General features: G+C 63.8%; 17 protein-coding genes. 9 read left to right on the plus strand and 8 right to left on the minus strand.

Going from position 1 to position 16266, the window contains the following annotated elements; genetic code table 11:
- The first annotated feature begins 84 nt into the window (after positions 1-84).
- The 3 genes from B5V02_RS39260 to B5V02_RS39270 all read left to right on the plus strand — a co-directional run bounded on the left by B5V02_RS39260 (position 85) and on the right by B5V02_RS39270 (position 2218).
- A complete protein-coding gene (locus tag B5V02_RS39260) occupies positions 85-666 on the plus strand; it encodes a TetR/AcrR family transcriptional regulator (protein ID WP_111549396.1) in 582 nt (193 codons plus the stop codon).
- Positions 663-1499, plus strand: a complete 837-nt coding sequence (locus tag B5V02_RS39265) for a DMT family transporter (RefSeq protein WP_111549258.1) — start codon at positions 663-665, stop codon at positions 1497-1499. The genes B5V02_RS39260 and B5V02_RS39265 overlap by 4 nt, the downstream gene beginning before the upstream one ends.
- Positions 1500-1603: 104 nt before the next feature.
- On the plus strand, positions 1604-2218 hold the full coding sequence (locus B5V02_RS39270) for a LysE family translocator (protein WP_111549259.1): 615 nt from the start codon (positions 1604-1606) through the stop codon (positions 2216-2218).
- 110 nt (positions 2219-2328) lie between these two features.
- On the opposite strand, the gene B5V02_RS39275 is transcribed toward B5V02_RS39270, so the two are convergent.
- Positions 2329-2640 (minus strand): transcriptional regulator, encoded by a 312-nt coding sequence (locus B5V02_RS39275; protein WP_111549260.1) that lies wholly within the window; start codon positions 2638-2640, stop codon positions 2329-2331.
- 161 nt (positions 2641-2801) lie between these two features.
- The gene (locus B5V02_RS39280) at positions 2802-3098 is read right to left on the minus strand and encodes a hypothetical protein (RefSeq protein WP_111549261.1); all 297 of its coding nucleotides are present in this window, start codon (positions 3096-3098) and stop codon (positions 2802-2804) included.
- Between the two features lie 180 nt (positions 3099-3278).
- Here B5V02_RS39280 and B5V02_RS39285 point away from each other — a divergent pair, with 180 nt between their 5' ends.
- From B5V02_RS39285 to B5V02_RS39300, 4 genes are all read left to right on the plus strand, one after another.
- Positions 3279-3680, plus strand: a complete 402-nt coding sequence (locus B5V02_RS39285) for a hypothetical protein (RefSeq protein ID WP_208647199.1) — start codon at positions 3279-3281, stop codon at positions 3678-3680.
- Between the two features lie 441 nt (positions 3681-4121).
- Positions 4122-4718 (plus strand): glutathione S-transferase family protein, encoded by a 597-nt coding sequence (locus tag B5V02_RS39290; protein WP_111549263.1) that lies wholly within the window; start codon positions 4122-4124, stop codon positions 4716-4718.
- A gap of 95 nt (positions 4719-4813) precedes the next feature.
- Positions 4814-5242, plus strand: coding sequence for a GFA family protein (locus B5V02_RS39295; RefSeq protein WP_111549264.1), 429 nt, complete (start codon positions 4814-4816; stop codon positions 5240-5242).
- Between the two features lie 158 nt (positions 5243-5400).
- Positions 5401-6672 (plus strand): ROK family protein, encoded by a 1272-nt coding sequence (locus tag B5V02_RS39300; RefSeq protein WP_111549265.1) that lies wholly within the window; start codon positions 5401-5403, stop codon positions 6670-6672.
- A gap of 80 nt (positions 6673-6752) precedes the next feature.
- On the opposite strand, the gene B5V02_RS39305 is transcribed toward B5V02_RS39300, so the two are convergent.
- The 6 genes from B5V02_RS39305 to B5V02_RS39330 all read right to left on the minus strand — a co-directional run bounded on the left by B5V02_RS39305 (position 6753) and on the right by B5V02_RS39330 (position 12993).
- Positions 6753-8234, minus strand: coding sequence for an amidase (locus tag B5V02_RS39305; protein ID WP_111549266.1), 1482 nt, complete (start codon positions 8232-8234; stop codon positions 6753-6755).
- A 13-nt stretch (positions 8235-8247) separates the two neighbouring features.
- Positions 8248-9207 (minus strand): cyclase family protein, encoded by a 960-nt coding sequence (locus B5V02_RS39310; protein ID WP_111549267.1) that lies wholly within the window; start codon positions 9205-9207, stop codon positions 8248-8250.
- Positions 9204-9998, minus strand: a complete 795-nt coding sequence (locus B5V02_RS39315; RefSeq protein ID WP_111549268.1) for an ATP-binding cassette domain-containing protein — start codon at positions 9996-9998, stop codon at positions 9204-9206. Before B5V02_RS39315 ends, B5V02_RS39310 begins: the two co-directional genes overlap by 4 nt.
- A gap of 3 nt (positions 9999-10001) precedes the next feature.
- Entirely contained in the window at positions 10002-11057 is a 1056-nt protein-coding gene (locus B5V02_RS39320) for an ABC transporter permease (protein ID WP_111549269.1), read from the minus strand.
- A 66-nt stretch (positions 11058-11123) separates the two neighbouring features.
- On the minus strand, positions 11124-12056 hold the full coding sequence (locus B5V02_RS39325; RefSeq protein WP_111549270.1) for a sugar ABC transporter substrate-binding protein: 933 nt from the start codon (positions 12054-12056) through the stop codon (positions 11124-11126).
- Positions 12057-12336: 280 nt separating this feature from the next.
- The gene (locus B5V02_RS39330; RefSeq protein ID WP_111549271.1) at positions 12337-12993 is read right to left on the minus strand and encodes an outer membrane protein; all 657 of its coding nucleotides are present in this window, start codon (positions 12991-12993) and stop codon (positions 12337-12339) included.
- A gap of 413 nt (positions 12994-13406) precedes the next feature.
- On the opposite strand from B5V02_RS39330, the gene B5V02_RS39335 reads away from it, so the two are divergent.
- The gene (locus B5V02_RS39335; protein WP_111549272.1) at positions 13407-14171 is read left to right on the plus strand and encodes an SDR family oxidoreductase; all 765 of its coding nucleotides are present in this window, start codon (positions 13407-13409) and stop codon (positions 14169-14171) included.
- On the plus strand, positions 14168-16237 hold the full coding sequence (uvrC, locus tag B5V02_RS39340; protein WP_111549273.1) for an excinuclease ABC subunit UvrC: 2070 nt from the start codon (positions 14168-14170) through the stop codon (positions 16235-16237). The genes B5V02_RS39335 and uvrC overlap by 4 nt, the downstream gene beginning before the upstream one ends.
- The last annotated feature ends 29 nt before the right edge of the window (positions 16238-16266 follow it).

Below are 16266 nucleotides of genomic sequence, written 5' to 3' on the forward strand. Positions count from 1 at the left end.
GGCGGTTTTTTGTGCTGTGTTGACAGAAGAGGCGATCCGTCGCATAGCTATGAGACAGACCTGTCTCACCACTTGGTAAGCACCGTGACATCATCGCCTGCTTCCGACAAACGCCAGCACGTCGTCGAAACGGCTTACGCGCTGTTCAAGCGCGCCGGTTTCCATGCCACCGGCATCGACCGGATCATCGCCGAGGCTGATGTGGCCAAGATGACGATGTACCGTCACTTTCCCAGCAAGGACGAACTGATCGTCGAGGTGCTCGACTATCGCGCCAGGCGTTTTGACCGCCAGCTCGACCGCCTCGCCGAAGAGGTCGCCACGCCCGAGCAGAAAATTAGGAAGATCTTCGACTGGCACGAGCGCTGGTTCCGCAGCCCGGATTTCCATGGCTGCCTGTTCGCGCATGCGCTGGCCGAGTTTGGCGATCCGGAGCATCCGGTGTTCAAGGCTGCCGCCAGGCAGAAGAACAGCCTCAAGCGGCGCATGCGGTCAATCCTCGAAGAGGAGATGCCGCGTGGCCGCGCCGAGAGCGTGGCTGCGGTGCTGCTGATGCTGATCGAAGGCGCGACCCTGCTGGCGCAGATGGGGCAGGCGGACACCGCCATTCGCGACGCCCGCAAGGCGGCCCTGGACATCGTCGCCGCCTCGCGCAGGCCGCAATGAGCCCGTTGGTCATCGGGCTCGCGCTGTTTGCCGCGATCTTGCACGCCACCTGGAACGCCTTCCTGCGCACCGGGGCCGACAGGTTGTGGACCGTCACCGTCATGAGTTTTTCCAGTACCGCACTCGCCATTCCCTTCGCCATCTTTCTCACCCTTCCGGCCGCGCCGGCATGTCCCTATGTCGTCCTCTCGGCTTGCCTCCAGGTCGGCTACAGCGTGTTTCTGGTGGCCGCCTACAGATATGGCGAACTGGGACAGGTCTATCCGATCGTTCGCGGCAGCGTGCCGCTGCTTGTCACGCTCGGCGGGTATTTCCTGGCCAACCAGCAGCTCACCCTGCCGCAGACCGTCGGCGTCGCGCTGGTCGCCGGCGGCATCATGGGCCTTTCGCTCGGAAGAGGCAGGGCCGCCACGACATCGATACTCTACGCACTGGCAACGGGAGCGATCATCGCCGCCTATGCGACGGTCGATGCGATCGGCGTTCGGACGGCGGGAAATGCCGGCGCCTACACCGCCTGGGTCCTCGTGATCTACGGCGCATTGCTGCCGGCGACCTTCGTCGCCTGCCGTGGCCGGCTCATCGTCGACCTACAGGCGCCGGAAACCTGGAAGGCGCTGGGCGGCGGCCTGTTCGCGCTTTTGGCCTATGGTGTCGTGGTCGCGGCCTTCGCGCTCGGGCCAGCCGGTCCCATCACCGCGATCCGCGAAACCAGCGTCGTCTTTGCTGCCTTCATCGGACGCCTGTTTCTCGGCGAGATGCTGACGCCGCGGCGGGTCGGCGCCTGCGCCATCGTCGCGCTCGGCGCCATCTGCCTCGGCTATCAGCCGTGACGAAAATGCGCGTCGCGCAGAGCCCGATATTTGCTGATGTTGCCGACAGGCAAATCGGCTAGTCTGAACGCCCGAGAGCAACAGATCACTTTTCGGGAGCCTCCATGGACCTTGCCACCATCCTTGCCTTCACGGCTGCCTTCTTCGTGTTCGCCGCCAGTCCCGGTCCGGACAACATGACGATCGTCGCCCGTACGATCTCCAGCGGTGCCGCGTCGGGCATTGCCTATGGCGCAGGCACGGTGGTCGGCATTCTCATCTTCCTGGTCCTCGCCGCCTTCGGTCTGTCAATCATCGCCGCCAAGATGGCAATCGTGATGACGGTGCTTCGTTATGGCGGAGCGGCCTATCTGATCTGGATGGGCATCAGGCTGTGGACTGCCGTGCCCGTGGTGCCACAACTGCAACCCATCTCCGGACGGCGCGGGCTGTTGACGATCTTCGCCACGGGTATCGCGCTCAACCTCGGCAATCCGAAAATGCCGCTGTTCTACGTGGCGCTGCTGCCGAACGTGGTCGGCGCGTCGCTCAACGCAGGTCATCTCGGTGTGCTGATGACGGTGATCCTGGCTGTCGAGGTCGTGGTGATCGGCGGCCATGTCATCCTCGCCGGCCGCGCCCGCAGCCTGTTGCGCACGCCGAAGATCGTGCGCCGGGTCAACCGTGCGGCGGGCGGTGTGATGATCGGCGCCGGCGTCGCCGTGGTTGCCACGCGTTAGAGCAATTCCAGGAAAAGTGCGAAACGGTTTTCCCGGGGAAAGCGCATAGCGCTTTCCCTTAGGGAATTGCGTCAAAACAAGAGATAGAGAGATTTCGCCCAATCGCAGCACTATTTTCTGCGCTGCGTCGCCTCGGCCTGGTCGAGAATTTTGCGCAGAAACGCGGCGTGAGCGCGGAATGCTCGCCGTCCGCTCGTCGTTGCCCTGACACGCGTCTGCGGCCGGCGGCCGACGAACAGCTTTTCGATTTCGACATAGCCGGCCCTGGCCAGCGTATCGAGATGCGCGCCGAGATTGCCGTCGGTGACGCCAACGATGACCTTCAGCCGGGCGAATTCCAGCACCTCGCGCCTTTCCAGCATGTTCAGGGCGACCATGATCCTGAGCCGCGTGCTCTGGTGGATGATTTCGTCGGCGCTCATCGAGCGGCTCCGGTGCGGCCAAGCCAGACACCGTCACCGACGAGGCCGCTGCCATGGCGCGCCGTCTTGACGATCCCGGATAGCGCCGCTTGCCCTTGTGCGATCGACATCGAAGCACTCCCGCATCTCCCGCAGAATACTCTGTGATGTAGAGTTATCTGTCAATTCGCTGACAAGCGGGCGATGGGATCATGCTTGACAAGGTGATGCGGTGATCGGTCATCGCATTGCTCGCGCGATCTGTGTAGATCGTCTGCTTGCACGAGATGATCGCACCGATGAAGCAGCAGGTGATGATGTTCGCGGCCGAAGATCAATGCACAATGCCGCTCGCTGACCTTTAGAGCTTCACGGCGCGGTCGGTCTCGCAGGGCGCGGAGAATGTCGGCGGTGAACTGCTGGCAATGGTCGAAGATCAGCAGCGTATTTTTGCGATGATCGGCATGATCGTGTGCCATCAGTAACCAAAATTTAAACTGCGAAAATCAGTCTATTGCTTCGCTGGCTAGAGAGCCGCGAGTCAGATATGCATTGCCCGCCGAGGTCATTCACGGCCGTCGGCGTAACGCAAGGGGCATGACATGGCGAAGCAGTCGTCTAAGGCGCCGGCATCCAAGACACCGGCAAAGAAAGCACCTGTGAAAGCAGCAACGGCGAAGGTCGCGGCAGCAGTGAAGAAAGCAGCACCTGCGGCCAAGCCGAAGGCAGCACCGGCAAAGGCAAAAGCAGCACCGGCCAAGAAGCCGGCAGCGGCCAAGGCCGTGGCAAAACCGGCAGTGAAGAAGGCAGCGCCGGCGAAGGCCGCGGCAAAGCCGGCCGCCAAGGCAGCACCGGCCAAGAAGCCGGCAGCCAAGGCAGCGGCGAAACCCGCAGCCAAGAAGGCAGCGCCGGCGAAGGCCGCGGCCAAGCCCGCCGCCAAGGCAGCACCGGCCAAGAAAGCGGCAGCGGCAGCAACAAAGCCCGCCGTGAAGAAAGCCGCGGCTCCCAAGGCCAAAGCCAAGGCAGCGCCGGCAAAGGCGAAGGCGCCGGCCAAGAAGTAGACCAGGTCTTGTTGGAGCACTGTGTGTCCTGCTGGATGCGCGGAGAACGCTTTGACACTTGCGATCGGCGCATGATCATTCCGGAAACCGAAACTGGTTTTCGGGCCGTGCGCAAGACCGTCGGAAAAGGGGGCCAGGGCAGCAAAGCGAGGCGCCGGACAGGCTGCCTCGCTTGCTCGCGTGGGTTGGTTTTCTTTCACCCCTGGTCATGAAACGAATGCCCCGCCGCGAAGCCGGGGCTGCGGGGGATTGAAAAGCAGATCGGATGTTCCGCTCTGCTGTGGTCTTCCGGTGTGGATCGTGTATCCGTCTGTAGCCAGGTCACGATGGTCATGGCAGGAAACCATCACCGGCTTTCTGGCAGTTGGTTTTTTGTTGCCTGGCCATTGCCGGGCAGCCGCTCTCGGTCAAAAGTGCCGGCCGGCAAACAGGAACCCGATCATGCCCAGACTGCTCTACGCTTCCACTTCTCCCTACAGCTCCAAGGTGCGTATGGCCGCGGCCTATGCCGGCATTGCCATCGAAGCGGTGCCGGTCAAGACCGAGGACAAACCGGCGGCGCTGATCGAGGCCAACCCGCTCGGCAAGATCCCGGTGTTGGTGCTCGACGACGGCCGCTCGATCCATGACAGCCGCGCCATTACCCAGCACCTCAACCGGGTTTCTAAGAACGCGCTGTTTCCGCGCAATCCCGACAAGCGCCTCGAGGCGGAGGTGCTGGAAGCGCTGGCAGATGGCATTTGCGACTGCGCGCTGTCGATGGTCTATGAACGACGTACGCGGCCCGAAGAGATGGTCTATCAGCCCTGGCTCGACCGCCAGTGGGCGAAGATCACGGCAGCGCTCGATCTGCTCAACGCCAATCCGCCAAAGCTGCCGAAGAAAATCACCGCCGGCCACATGGCCCTGCGCGCCTGCCTTGGCTATCTCTCGCTGCGCTTTGCCGGAAAGTGGGAAAAGGGCCGCGCCCGGCTGACACGCTGGGCTGCACGCTTCGACGAGAAGTTTCCGGAGCTGAAGCCGGCGGTGCCGGGGTGAGCGACGAGTTGGTCTTCGAGGTTGGAGATTGGCGAAAGCCGGAGTGATCGCGCAACCTATATTGCATTGCATCGGCGCGCGCGGGAGGAAAGCAAATGGCATTTCTGGCGGGGCATTGCATGTGCGGGGCGGTCGCCTGGACATATTCCGGGCAACTCACGCGCAATCTGGTCTGTCACTGCGCCGATTGCCAGCGCGCCACGTCCGCCCCTTTCACGGCCTTCCTGGGGATGAGGCCGGAGCATCTGACCTGGACCGGCGACATCGTGCACTACGAGAGCAGCCCCAACACATTTCGCGGTTTTTGCCCGTCCTGCGGCTCAAGGCTATATTTCCGCTCCGACAAATGGCCCACCGAGATTCATGTTCACGCCGCCACGATGACCGATCCGGACGACTATCGGCCGGATGCGCAGGTCGTCATGCGCTCGCGAGCGAAATGGCTCGACCGGCTGCCGTCGATTCCGACCCATGACGGTTTCCAGCAAAAGCCGTCAGTCCACACACCTGCCGAGACACTTTAAGGTCCCCGGGTGTGGAGCTAAGACGGCAGCGAAGCTGGCGCGGGCAGGGCCGGCATACAGTTTTCGGTGAGTTTGTTGCCGTCTCGCACAAAGTTCTCGAAACCGGCAAGCTCCTGGGCTAGAAAGGTTTTTGAGAATGTCCCTGTGAAAACCCAGCGATGAACATTACCGACGACGACAGCCCGAACGGCGCACGCAACGCAGCGTTCACGCCGCCCGGCGATGGTGCCGGCACGGAAAGGGCGGGGCGTGGGCGCAAGGCACTGCTGTCCTCCTCGATGGTCGGCTCCACCAATCGCGGGCGTGTATTGCAGGCCCTGTTCGATCTCGGGCCGACCAGCCGCGCCGAGCTGGCGCGCCTTGCCGGCGTCAACCGCACCACCATTTCCGGCATCGTCCAGCCGCTGATCGACGATCAGGTGCTGGTCGAAAGCGATCCCGTCCCCGCCAATCCCGGCGGCGGCAAGCCGGCGCGGCCGCTGTGGTTTTCGCCTCATGCCCGTCCGATCTGCGGCGTCCTGCTGATGCCGGACGCTGTCCATGCCTGCGTTGCGACGCTCGACGGCAAGATCGAGTCGGAGCGGAAGATCGCACTGCCCGACGGCAGGGGGCCGGTTCAGCCAATCATCGAAACGATCGCGCAATGCGTCGGCGATACGCTGGCCAAGGCGCGGCGCACGCCCTTCGGTATTGGCGTCGGCGTCGGCGGCATGGTCGATACCGATCGCGGCTCGATCGTTACCGTCAACCTCGCGCCGTCACTCGACCGCTACCCGCTTGCCGACGATCTCGGCCGGCGTTTCGGTCTGCCCGTCAAGCTCGACCACCATCCGCGCGCCTTGCTGGTCGGCGACCGCTGGTTTGGCGCCGGGCGTGGCGTCAGGCAGTTCGCTGTCGTCTACACCGGCGAAGTGCTGGGTGGCGCACTCTACTTCGATGGCCATCTCTATCGTGGCACGGCTGGCGCCGGCGGCGAACTCGGCCACACCTTCGTGCAGCTCGACGGCGAGCTCTGCCGTTGTGGCAGGCGCGGCTGCTGGGACACCATCGCCACGCTGAGCTGGTTGCGGCGCGAGGCCGCGCGTGCGGCTTTGCCCGAAGCCGACCTGGTCGATTCGGCCCGCCTTGTCGACATGGCGGCGCGCCGCTTGCCGGGCGCGGCTGAATTGCTTGACCGCTACGCCCGCAACGTCGCCGTCGGCATCGCCAATCTGCAGCAGACAGTGGCACCCAACATCTTCATCCTGCATGGCGATGTGGTGCTCGGTGGCGATCGTCTGCTCACGGCGATCGCCGACCATGTTCGCGCCATGGTTCCCTCGCGACCGGGCGGCGCGATCGAATTCATTGCCGGCGACGCCGGTGATCGCGCGGCACTTCTGGGGGCGGCCGGACTGGTGATCTCAGAGCTGCTGCAGCTCCCGATCTAGGTGACCTTGAAGATTGGCGAAAGCCGAGATGAGAGCCAATCTCCTCCGCAAGGGGAGATCAGCAGCTTTGGCGCACCGCTCTACCGCGCAAGCCCCGGATAGTTCTGGAACCAGGGCTGGATGCGTTCGAACTGCGCTGCCATGGCCAACACACTTTCATCGGCATGCCGCCGCCCGATGATTTGCAGGCCGACGGGCAGGCCCTGCGGGGTCAGGCCCGCCGGGACCGAGATCGCCGGGTGGCCGGTGTAGTTTATCGGGTAGGTCATGCACCAGCCGATCAGCGGATCGACCGCCTCGCCATTGATCGAGGTCGGCCCGATCGTGTTGCCGTCGGTGGCATTCTTGACAGGCGGAATGGCCAGCGTCGGCGAGACGATCAGGTCATGGGTCTCGAACACATTTTCGAGCCCATCATGGACGCCGGTGCGCAACAGACCGTCGAGGGCGTGCTCGACGGCGGACACCTTGTAGGCGCCCTCCAGCATGGCCAGGAATTGCGGAGTGAGCACCGCGGCGTGTTCGCCCATCAGGTCGATGCCTTCCTGTTTCCAATACACGGCGATCGCCGCATAGTGGATCGAGATCGTGCGCACCCACAGCGCCGCAAGTTCCTTGTGATCGGCCTTGAAATCGAGCTCGACCTCATCGACCGCAATGCCATTGTCCCGCATGGTTTCGACCGCGGCCGCAATCACGCTCGCGACCTGCGGGTCGACGGGGAAATTACCGAGGCGCGGGCTGTAGGCGACACGCAGCGGACGTGTCTGCTCACCGGCGGCGGCGACATAGTCGACACCATCGTCCGGCAGGCTGAGCGGGTCTCGGCTGTGCGGGCCGGCCATGATGCCGGTCATCAGCGCTGCGTCGGCAACGGTGCGGGCCAGCGGTCCGATATGGACGAGCGGATGTCCCCACAGGAACCCGTCCGGGCGCGTCACTGAAGGAATACGGCCGAAGGAGGGTTTGAAGCCGACAGTGCCGCTGAACGAAGCAGGGATGCGCACCGAGCCGCCACCATCGGTACCTTGCGCCAGCGCCGCCATGCCGTCGGCAACCGCTGCGGCACTGCCGCCCGACGAGCCACCCGAATTGTAGCCGATTGCGAAGGGTGTGCTGGTCGGCCCGAAGCGCAGATTGTCGGTGATGCCCTTGTGGCCGAACTCCGGCGTGTTGGTCTTGCCGAGCACGATGGCCCCGGCATCCAACAGGCGTTCGACCGCCGCTGCACTGGTTTTCGGCACCCGGTTCATGACCGCCCGCGACGCCATCGATGTCGGCACGCCGGCGACGTCGTCGAGATCCTTTATGCCGACCGGCACGCCATGCAGCGGCCCCAGCGGCACGCCGGCCATCACCTCCTTTTCGGCGACGCGCGCGGCATCCATCGCTTCGTCGCCGAGCACCAGAGTATAGGCGTTGACGACCGGATTGCGCGCCTCGATGCGGCGCAGATACGCCTCGGTCACTTCGACCGGTGACAGGTCGCGGCGCCGGATGCGCTGGGCCAGTTCCGTGGCTGGCAGGAAACAAAGCTGCGTTGCGTCGTCTGCAGAAGTCATGAAGCCATTCCGTCTATTTGATGAACACTGGATTTGCCGAGCCGCCGGTGCCCTTGCTGACCTTGGCTGGGCTGGCACAGTAGAAACCTTCGTAGCGACGATCCGCTGCGCAATCGGCGGCCAGGACATCGAGCGACGCCATTTCGGTGAAGACGACGCCGAGATTGCGCATCAGTGCGGCGTGCAGCACCAGCATCAGGCCGCTCCCTGGCTCGTAGGTGGTTTCGTTGGCCAGCGTGTCTGTAACTAGGCTCGGGATCTGCATCTCGTCGAACCACCGCACGAGATCGAGGCTGAAGGTCAGCCCGGGCTCCCAATAATTTTCGCCGATGCTCTCGCGTCCAGCCGCCAGCGCGCCGACCCAGCCGGTGCGGATGAGAAGGATGCTGCGCGGCAGGATCTCGACGGCTTGTGCCCGCGCGCACTCCATCAGGTCGTGATGGGTGAAGGTCTCGGCACGGTCCAGCGCCGGCTTGCCGCGGAAGCGGGCGATGTCGAGCAGCACGCCGCGGCCGACGATGCCGCGCTCGGCGATCGGCATGATACCGGCCTTGGTCATGCCGCCATTGGTGCTGGACGCCGCAAAGCCGTTCCATAGCGTGTCGTCGAACCACATGTGGCCGAGCGCGTCGCAATGCGTTCCGGCCTGCGCGAAGCCGGTGACATAGTCGTCGGCGAATTCGAGGCCGCCGGGGAGAGGGTGCCAGTGGCCGTTCTCGAATCCGGCCTTGTCGGCGACCATGAAATGCTTCGCAGGCCAGCGGCCGGGGAACACGGCGTCGCCCTCATGCGTCGCGATCGGCACGCCGAGCGTGAAGGTGCGGCCATCCCGCACCGTCGCCATGCCGCGTTTGACCTCTTCGGCGGTCAGGTAGTTGAGCGCGCCGACCTCGTCGTCGGCGCCCCAATGGCTCCAGCGATTGGGCGCGTCGGCCAGAAGCCGGCCTAGCGTCATCGCGTCGGTCGCGCTCATGCGCTTGCCTCGCCGATTGGGGAGCGGGTCTGCATCGGCGCCTTGGCGCCTGTGATGTAGGCGACGACCTCTTCCATATTGGTGCCGGAACTCAACAGGTCGGCGGCCTTGCGGCCCCGGCGCATCACCACCACGCGGTTGCAGACCTGCCAGAGGTGATCAAGATTGTGGGTGACCATGACGATGGTCAGCCCTTTTGCGGTCAGTCGTTTTATCAGCTCGAGCACCTCGCGGGATTCGCGCACGCCGAGCGCTGCCGTCGGTTCGTCGAGCAGCAGCAGCTTGTGGCCCCAGAAGGCGCCGCGCGCGATCGCCACCAGCTGGCGCTGGCCGCCGGACATGCGCTCGACCGTCTTTGAGCGCACGCCGGGGATATCGATATGCAATTCATCGAGGCCTTTGACCGCGGTGTCTCCCATCGATTTGCGGCGGATCAAGCGCAGCAGCGCCGGGCCGCGGCCAAGAGCGAGTTCGCGGCCAAGGAAGAAGTTCTCGGCCGCGGTGAAGGTGCCGATCAGCGACAAATCCTGATAGACCGTCTCGATGCCGAGGCGTTGCGCCTCGGCCGGCGGCGACAGTTTTTGCGGCCGCCCTTCGAGGATGACGTCGCCCGAGGTTGGATCATGCGCACCGGCGAGGATCTTGATCAGCGTCGACTTGCCGGCGCCGTTGTCGCCGACCAGGCCGATGATGTCGCCTTTGGCGATTTCGAGCGAAACATTGTCGAGCGCCTGGATGCCGCCGAAGCTTCGGCAGATATCGCGCAGGCTGAGCAGCGTTGCCTGGGCCATGGCCTATCCCCTTCCGTAGCGCCGGCCGATGCCGCCGAGCGCCACGGCAACGACGAGCAGGCAGCCGGTGAACAGGAATTGGGTGAAAATAGGCGCGCCGATCATGGCCAGACCGTTGTTGCCGACGGCGACCGTCAGCACGCCGATCAAGGTGCCAAGGATGTGGAACTGGCCTTCTCTCAGCGCAGCCGAGCCGAGGAAGGCCGCGGAGAACGAGGTCAGCATGAAGCTGTCGCCCGCCGTTACTTGGCCGGAGCCGAGGTTCGAGGCCATCAGCACGCCGCCAATGGCAGCACAGGTGCTGGCGATGGCAAAGGCGACGATGCGGCTGCGGTCGACGGCGACGCCGGCGCGGCGCGCCGATTCCGGGCTGACGCCGATGGCCTTGATGTGCTGACCCTGCACCGTGCGATTGAGGATCACCCACAACAGCGCCAGCACCACGGCCATGATGATGACGAGGTGCGGCACGCCTGCAATCCGGCCGATGGCGATGTTGGTGAATTGGCGCGACTGGGTGAGCTGCAGCGGAATGCCGCCCGAATAGGCGTAGTTCAGCCCGACGACGATTGTCCCGGTGCCGAGCGTGGCAATGAAGGCATTTACGCCGATCTTGGAAACGACGATGCCGTTGACGATGCCGATGATGGTGCCAAGGCAGATGACGAGGACAATAGCGAGAGGGATCGAAAGCCCGCTGCTGCTCAGGAGCCCGACCACGAGCAGGCCGCAGAAACTCGCGACATAGCCGATGCTGAGGTCGAAATCGCCGGCGACGAGCGGCACGGTGAGGCCGGCGGCGACAATGGTGCCGATCGCCATGTCATTGATGATGTTGCGAAAATTTCCGATTGTCGCGAAGGTTGCGGGCTGCAGCGCCGAGAAGATCACAAGCATCGACGCCAGCACGATGATGGTGCCGTAGGTGCCGAGAAGGCGCATCAGCTGCGCGCGCCGGTCGCGCGCGCTGGCCGACGGATATCTGGCCAGCGTTGACGGCAAGGAGCTGGGTGCCTCTGCCGGAGCGGAGGTTTCGGACAAGGAATGGTCAGCGGACATGGTGACTCTCATGAAGGGTAACCGGTGCGGCCGGGCAAGCCCGGCCGCACCCTCGATCCGCAGAGCTTACTGCGGATTGTCCTTCATGAACTGGTCGACATTCTCCTTGGTGACCAGCGTATAGCCCGGCACGAAGGATTTTGGCTTCCACTGGTCGCCAGCCGACAGGATGTCGGGGATCTGGTCGACAAGCATCTTGCCGGCTGACGTCAGGTCGACGCCGAGCGTGGCGGTCATGGTTCCGTCCTTGACCGCCTGGACAGCGGGCGCCGTGGCGTTGAAGGAATAGACCTTCACGTCGTTGCGGCCGTTCTGCTTCAGCGCCGCGATCGCCCCCATGGCATTGTCGTCATAGCAGTTGAAGATCGCGAACGGTCCCTTGGCATTGGCATTGGCGGCGAGCCAGGCGCTGGTCGCGGCCTGCGAGGATTCGGCCGCGCCCGGAATGCTGATCTCGTGCGACGTCGCCTTGAGCCCTGGATTGGCCTTCACCGCCGCATCGAAGGCGTCGGCCCGCTCCCGGCACGGAATGCCGGGATGATAGGTGAGGTCGAGCACGGTGCCGGCGTTTCCGATATCGTTCAGCATCAGGTCGATCAGCGGCGGTGCGGCACCTGTGCTGGCCGAAAGCGCGATGCCGTCGGCCATGCCGCCGCCGGCCGAAAGCACCGGGATGTTTGCATCCGCCGCCGCCTGCAGTCCGGCCGCCAGCCCGGTCGAGTCGAACACCGTGACGATGATAGCGTTCACCTTCTTGGTCGCCAGCTGCTTGATCGAGGTGATCGCCTGCGACGGATCACCGTTGGCATTGAGCGTTTCCACCGCCCAGCCCTTGGATTGGGCTTCCTTGGTCATGGTGTCGACCATCTGGTTGGTGTCGACGTCGGAAGTCGAGAACGTGATGATGCCGATCGTCAGCTTGTCATCGGCGGCAAGCGCTGCCGGCGCGAAGGATGCCGCGACGAGCGCCGCGGTCGAGATTTTTTGAAAGCGGTTCACTGTGCATATCCCCTGTTGACGGAGTGTTCCGGCTCACATCCTGACCGTACGTCGGCCTCAGATCCTGGGGCGCTGAATCACAGGTGGTTCTGTTTGTTCGTGCGAGCCACGTACTAACTATAGGCACAAGCCCTCATGCCGTGCAACGGCAAATTTTGAGACGCATCCAGAGGGGATATTTATGCAGGCCGTGCAACGCGACAGGCAGGCGAGCGATGCCGCCGAACACAAAAAAAGCCGGGCGCGAGGCCCGGCTTTTTCGTGTCGTGGCTTGAACGACTTAGAACTTCATACCGACGCCGAAGGTAACGCGGTTGTCGGTGGCCTTGACCTTGCCGATACCATTGAAGTCCTTGCTGCCGAAGTCAGTGTAACGGTACTCGACGCGGCCGAAGACATTGTCGGTCAGCTTGATGTCGGTGCCAAGACCGGCGGTCCAGCCGACCATGGTGGCGGTATCGCTTGCGCCAAGGACACTGTCTTCCACCTTCAGGCTTCTGCCGGCGAGACCGCCGGTGCCATAAAGCAGGATTTCCGGGGTCACGGCGTAGCCAAGACGGGCACGCAGCGAACCTTCGAAGCCGGCCTTGGAGTCGATGCCGTTATCGTCGCCCTTGACGCCGTTGTAGCCGAGTTCGGCTTCAGCACCGTAGACGAAGTTCTCCTGCTGCCACTGGTAGCCGCCGAAGACACTGCCGACGAAACCCTTGGTATCGGTTTCAACGTCGAAGTCCTTTTCCTTGGTACGGCCGCTGAAGCCATAGCCAACATTGAGACCGGCATAGGGGCCGGCCCAGGACGCGACAGGCAATTCAGCAACCGGGGCGGGTGCCGGCGGCTCTTCCTGGACGACGTCCGCGGCATAGGCAGTTCCGCTGAGGGCGAAGAGCCCGAGTGCCACGGCCAGCGGCCGTGCGAATTTGAGATTGGCTTGCATTGTTCTTTACTCCTTAAGCCACAGGACACAGGCTTGTTTCTCACGATCGCCATCGACCCGTCCGGGGGGTGAAACGGATCTGGCGTTCGTCGGTTCCAAATGTCGTGTCAAAATGCGGCTGAAGCGAACCTGAACTTGGGTCATTCCCCGGCGCGAATGAGGCGGAAACTTGACGTTGCATCTTCGCAACAGCGAAATGGCAGGAGCAGTTTAATGCTGCGCTGCACACCGCTTGGTGCAAGGAGTCCAGCGTCCTATATTGCGATCGGGCGGCTCCTAGTCCAGGACGAGTCGGAATGCCCAATCGGTGGGTTCGCCACAATGCTGCCCAAGGTGCGAACGCCATTTAACGCCTGCCAGGCCATATTTCGCCGGCATCGTGTTTTCGGGCCGAAATTGAGGATTGACACCATATGAGCAAAGCCACTGCCACGGCGCTGGTGACGGGCGGGGCGAAACGGATCGGCAAAGCGATCGTCGAGGATCTCGCCGCCCATGGTTTTGCCGTAGCCATCCATTGCAATCGTTCGCGCAATGAGGCGGATGCAATGGCCGGGCTGATCAACCGGACCGGTGGCCGCGCCGCCGTGGTCGCCGCCGACTTGACCGATATGGACGCCGCCGGCGACCTCGTCGGTCAGGCGGAAGCAGCGCTCGGACCGCTCTCGCTGCTGGTCAACAATGCGTCGCTGTTCGAGGACGATTCGGTTCTGGACTTCGACTGGCGGGCTTGGGATCGGCACTTTGCCGTGCATGTGAAGGCGCCGGCGCTCCTGGCGCGGAACTTCACCCGGGCGTTGCCGCCGGGGCAGGAGGGCCTGATCGTCAACATCATCGATCAGCGCGTCTGGCGGCCGACGCCGCGCTATTTCTCCTATGCGCTGTCCAAGTCGACGCTGTGGACGGCCACGCAGATGATGGCGCAAGCGCTCGGTCCCCGCATCCGCGTCAATGCCATTGGCCCGGGGCCGACCCTGAAGAATGCTCGCCAGGACGACGGCGATTTTGCCGCGCAGGTCGAAGGTTTGATCCTCAAGCGCGGCCCGGAATTGCCGGAATTCGGGGCCACCATCCGCTATCTCTGGGAAGCGCGCTCTGTCACCGGCCAGATGATCGCGCTCGATGGCGGCCAGCATCTTGCATGGCAGACGCCCGATGTGACAGGCATGGCGGAATGAGTCCTGTAGACCACAAAAGCAAACCGCGCGGCGGCGCCGACGACATGCCTCCCGACATTGACCTTGAGGACGAGGCGGTGGAGGAGATCGTCGAACCCGTTGGTCCCGATGTCGCCTTTACGGCCATCGACTGGACGCCGCATGCCGGCGACGCCGAAGGCATGGTCGGCGCCGAGGTGATCCAGACACTGGTCAAGCGGCTGCCCAACGCGCCTGGCGTCTACCGCATGATGAACGCCGCCGGCGATGTGCTTTATGTCGGCAAGGCGCGCAGCCTGAAGAAGCGCGTCACCAACTACGCCCAAGGCAGGTTCCACACCAGTCGCATCGGCCGCATGGTGCGCGAGACGTCGACGATGGAGTTCGTCGTCACCCGCACCGAGATCGAAGCGCTGCTGCTCGAAGCCAATCTTATCAAGCGCTTGCGGCCGCGATTCAATGTGCTGATGCGCGACGACAAGTCGTTTCCCTATATCCTCTTGACTGGCGACCATGTCTCGCCCGGCATCTACAAGCATCGCGGCGCGCGGTCGCGCAAAGGCGACTATTTCGGCCCCTTTGCCTCTGCCGGCGCGGTCGGCCGCACCATCAATTCGCTGCAGCGCGCCTTTCTGCTGCGTAGTTGCACCAACTCCTTCTACGAGAACCGGACACGGCCGTGCCTGCTCTATCAGATCAAGCGCTGCGCCGGCCCCTGCACCGGAGAAGTTTCGCACGAGGACTATGCCGAGCTGGTCGGCGAGGCGAAGGACTTCTTGTCGGGCCGCAGCCAGAAGGTGAAGACGGAAATCTCGGCCGCCATGCAGCAGGCGTCGGAAGACCTCGATTTCGAGCGCGCCGCGATCTATCGCGACCGGCTAGCGGCCCTGTCGCATGTGCAGAGCCATCAGGGCATCAACCCGGCGACCGTCGACGAGGCTGATGTCTTCGCCATCCATCAGGAAGGCGGCCAGGTCTGCATCCAGGTGTTCTTCTTCCGCACCGGACAGAACTGGGGCAACCGCGCCTATTTCCCCAAGGCCGACCCGGCGCTGGAGGGGTCGGAAGTGCTGGGCTCGTTCCTGGCGCAATTCTATGACGACAAACCGACGCCGCGCACCATTCTTCTGTCGCAGGTGGTCGAGGACCAGGAATTGCTGGCCGAGGCGCTCTCGACCCGCGCCGGCCGTAAGGTCGCGGTCTCGGTGCCGCAGCGCGGCGAGAAGAAGGACCTGACCGACAACGCCCTGCAGAACGCACGCGAGGCGCTCGGCCGCCGGCTGGCCGAAACCTCGACGCAAGGCCGGCTGCTCGCCGGTTTTGCCGAGACCTTCGGCCTGCCGAAGCCGCCGGTGCGCATCGAGGTCTACGACAACTCGCATATCATGGGCACCAATGCCGTTGGCGCCATGGTCGTCGCCGGGCCGGAAGGCTTCGTCAAGAACCAGTATCGCAAGTTCAACATCCGCTCGACCGAGATCACGCCGGGCGACGATTTCGGCATGATGCGCGAGGTGATGGAGCGGCGTTTTTCGCGGCTGCTCAAGGAGCATGGCGATGTCGTCGTGGCCGACGATGCGGCAGCAGGCGAGGCGGCCGATGATATCGAGGACGACATCTCCGGCAGTTTCCCGGCCTGGCCCGACGTCATCCTGATCGACGGCGGCCAGGGTCAGATGACGGCAGTGCGCAAGATCCTCTCGGATCTCGGCATCGAGGACCGTGTCGTCGCCATCGGCATCGCCAAGGGTCAGGACCGCGATGCCGGCCGCGAGCGCTTCTTCGTCAGGGGCAGGGACTCGTTTTCGTTGCCGGTTCGCGATCCCGTCCTCTACTTTGTCCAGCGGCTGCGCGACGAGGTCCACCGTTTCGCCATCGGCTCGCACCGTGCGCGCCGCAAGAAGGAGATGGTCAAGAGCCCGCTCGACGAGATCAGCGGCATCGGTCCCGGCCGCAAGCGCGCCCTGCTCATGCATTTCGGCACCGCCAAGGCGGTCAGCCGTGCCGCCATCGAGGATCTAAGGAAAGTCGACGGCATTTCCGAACAGGTGGCGAAACTGGTCTACAATCATTTCCACGAGAGCTGAAAATGTATGGGAGTGTCTGCTGGGAAGGG

Origin of the sequence: Mesorhizobium kowhaii (assembly GCF_003253745.1) — a bacterium.
GTDB lineage: Bacteria > Pseudomonadota > Alphaproteobacteria > Rhizobiales > Rhizobiaceae > Mesorhizobium > Mesorhizobium kowhaii.

Excerpts from the sequence above, each read along its gene's own strand:
- B5V02_RS39320 (WP_111549269.1), bottom strand. The coding sequence starts at position 11,057 with ATGTCCGCTGACCATTCCTTGTCCGAAACCTCCGCTCCGGCAGAGGCA.
- B5V02_RS39305 (WP_111549266.1), bottom strand. The coding sequence starts at position 8,234 with ATGACTTCTGCAGACGACGCAACGCAGCTTTGTTTCCTGCCAGCCACG.
- B5V02_RS39290 (WP_111549263.1), top strand. The coding sequence starts at position 4,122 with ATGCCCAGACTGCTCTACGCTTCCACTTCTCCCTACAGCTCCAAGGTG.
- B5V02_RS39310 (WP_111549267.1), bottom strand. The coding sequence starts at position 9,207 with ATGAGCGCGACCGACGCGATGACGCTAGGCCGGCTTCTGGCCGACGCG.
- B5V02_RS39280 (WP_111549261.1), bottom strand. The coding sequence starts at position 3,098 with ATGGCACACGATCATGCCGATCATCGCAAAAATACGCTGCTGATCTTC.
- B5V02_RS39300 (WP_111549265.1), top strand. The coding sequence starts at position 5,401 with ATGAACATTACCGACGACGACAGCCCGAACGGCGCACGCAACGCAGCG.
- B5V02_RS39275 (WP_111549260.1), bottom strand. The coding sequence starts at position 2,640 with ATGAGCGCCGACGAAATCATCCACCAGAGCACGCGGCTCAGGATCATG.
- B5V02_RS39270 (WP_111549259.1), top strand. The coding sequence starts at position 1,604 with ATGGACCTTGCCACCATCCTTGCCTTCACGGCTGCCTTCTTCGTGTTC.
- B5V02_RS39265 (WP_111549258.1), top strand. The coding sequence starts at position 663 with ATGAGCCCGTTGGTCATCGGGCTCGCGCTGTTTGCCGCGATCTTGCAC.
- B5V02_RS39295 (WP_111549264.1), top strand. The coding sequence starts at position 4,814 with ATGGCATTTCTGGCGGGGCATTGCATGTGCGGGGCGGTCGCCTGGACA.
- uvrC (WP_111549273.1), top strand. The coding sequence starts at position 14,168 with ATGAGTCCTGTAGACCACAAAAGCAAACCGCGCGGCGGCGCCGACGAC.
- B5V02_RS39330 (WP_111549271.1), bottom strand. The coding sequence starts at position 12,993 with ATGCAAGCCAATCTCAAATTCGCACGGCCGCTGGCCGTGGCACTCGGG.
- B5V02_RS39335 (WP_111549272.1), top strand. The coding sequence starts at position 13,407 with ATGAGCAAAGCCACTGCCACGGCGCTGGTGACGGGCGGGGCGAAACGG.
- B5V02_RS39315 (WP_111549268.1), bottom strand. The coding sequence starts at position 9,998 with ATGGCCCAGGCAACGCTGCTCAGCCTGCGCGATATCTGCCGAAGCTTC.